General features: G+C 71.2%; 2 protein-coding genes. Both read left to right on the top strand.

Going from position 1 to position 2,052, the window contains the following annotated elements:
• Positions 1 to 382: 382 nt before the first annotated feature.
• Entirely contained in the window at positions 383 to 1,735 is a 1,353-nt protein-coding gene (locus G3573_RS21250) for a hypothetical protein (RefSeq protein ID WP_163263628.1), read from the top strand.
• The coding region (locus tag G3573_RS21245; protein ID WP_276208771.1) for a sugar phosphate nucleotidyltransferase at positions 1,732 to 2,052 on the top strand (321 nt) is incomplete at its 3' end. The genes G3573_RS21250 and G3573_RS21245, both read left to right, overlap by 4 nt.

The raw sequence follows: 2,052 nt of genomic DNA, 5'->3' as shown, positions 1-2,052 counted from the left end.
CAGATCAACGATGTCAAAGACCCGACCGCCTCAGCGGCCCCACCGTTTAGCGCCCGGTGGCGGCGAGGAGGGCGGCTTTTATTCCGCCCCGTTTTCCGTGTCAAGCAGTTCTTTTTGAAGAAGAACCGATTTTTCCGGCCCGCCGTTTCGAAGCGTGTCCGCCCCGGCGAGGAGCGGGTATCTATTGGAGGCCCCGGGGCGGGTCAACAACCGAATCCGAGAATCTGAAAGATTCCTCCGTTCGCCTGTGGATGATTGCTGGGCGCCCCACAAAATCCCTTTGCAGGCCTTGGATTCCGGAACCTCGGCCGCCGGCGCGGGTTTAGCGCACCTAAGGACGCGCGCGGGGGCGAGCGGCGTCCGGCGCGACGCAGGGGGCCCGATGCACCGCATGCTCAACGACGATCCGAGCGCCGGGGGCGGCGATCTGCGGCTCTCCGCGCCGCCGCAGCGGCTGGGCCGGCTGGCCCTGATCACCCCCTGGGACGACCTGTGCGGGATCGCCGCCTACAGCCGCCACCTGCGCGCCGCCCTCGCGCCGTTCTTCGACATCGAGGTGCTCGAGCTGGACGGCGACGTGCTGCGCTCGAGCCATCCGCGGCTGATGAAGCTGGGCGACGAAGCCATCGCGGCGCACGTGCGCCGGCTGCGCGACTTCGACTACGTCAATCTGCAGCTCGAGCACGGCACCCTGGGCGAGCGCCCGCACGACATCCACCGCCGCTTCCTCGCCCTGGTCGACGCCTCGCGCAATCTGACGGTCACCTTCCATACGGTGCTGTCGGCCCCGCCCTACCCGATCGGCGCGATCCTGGGCGGGGTGAAGCGGCTCAATCCCTGGCGCGTGCTGCAGCACCACCAGCACTTCAAGAAGCAGCAGATGCTGGCCGAGGGCGTCTACGCCGCGCTGCGGCGGGCGCAGCGGACCAAGCCGATCAAGGCCGTGGTGCACACCAAGCGCGAATGGAAGCGCTTCTCCACCACCGAAGGCCTGGCGGCGGTCCACCACCACCCGCTGGCCTTCCTGGGCCGCGACCGCATCGACGCCCTTCGGGCCGACGGCGGCCGCCACGCCTTCCCTGCCCTGGCCGCGCTGCCGCCGGACGCCTTGGTGATCGGCGTGTTCGGCTTCATCTCGGGCTACAAGAACTTCGACTTCGTGATCCAGGCCCTGCGCTACCTGCCGGCCAACGTCCATCTGGCGGTGTTCGGCGGGGTCAACCTGAAGGGCCTGAAGGAGCGCGAGGCGCGGGCCCGGGACCTGGAGCCCCTGTTCGCCGCCGGCCGCTTCGACGAGGACCTGCCCGCGGCCGCGCCGGCGCGCCCCGCCCCGACCGGGGAGCCGCAGCTGCACCCGGCCAATCTGATGCGGCGCGTGCACTTCCTGGGCGCGATGAGCGACGACGACTTCTTCCGCGGCATGGTCGCCTGCGATCTGGTCGCCTTCCCCTATCAGGAGGTGGGCCAGACCTCGAGCGGGCCGATCAGCCAGGCGGTCGAGCTGGGCTGCCGGGTGCTGGCCGCCCGCACCCACGCCTTCACCGAGTTCGGGCGCTACCACCCCGAGCGGATCGGGTTCTACGACGTGGGCAATCTGGTCGAGTTCGTGGAGAAGGCCCGGCTGATGATGGCCAGGCCCAAGCCGGCCGGAACGCCGGCCTATCATCTGGACAGCGCGGTGCGGACCTATGTCGAGGCGATCACCAGCGTCGCCCCGACCGGAGCGGGCGCATGACCGGTCCGCGGCGGCGCGTGACGCCGGTCGTCCTGTCCGGCGGCGCGGGCACGCGGCTGTGGCCGCTGTCCACCGAGGCCCGGCCCAAGCAGTTCCACGCCCTGACCGGCGCCCACACCATGATCCAGGACACCGCGCTGCGCATGCGCGGCTCCGAACGCGCGGCGGTGGGGGCCCCCGTGGTGATCTGCAGCGGCCGTCACCGCGACCTGGTGCACGCCCAGCTCGACGCCGCCGGCGTGACCCCCGCGGCCGTCGTGCTCGAGCCGGTCGGCCGCAACACCGCCGCGGCCGCGGCCGTCGCCGCCGCCCTGGTC

The sequence above is a fragment of the Caulobacter sp. 17J65-9 genome (assembly GCF_010975005.1).
Classification (GTDB): domain Bacteria; phylum Pseudomonadota; class Alphaproteobacteria; order Caulobacterales; family Caulobacteraceae; genus 17J80-11.
This window is presented reverse-complemented; position numbering and strand designations above follow the sequence as displayed.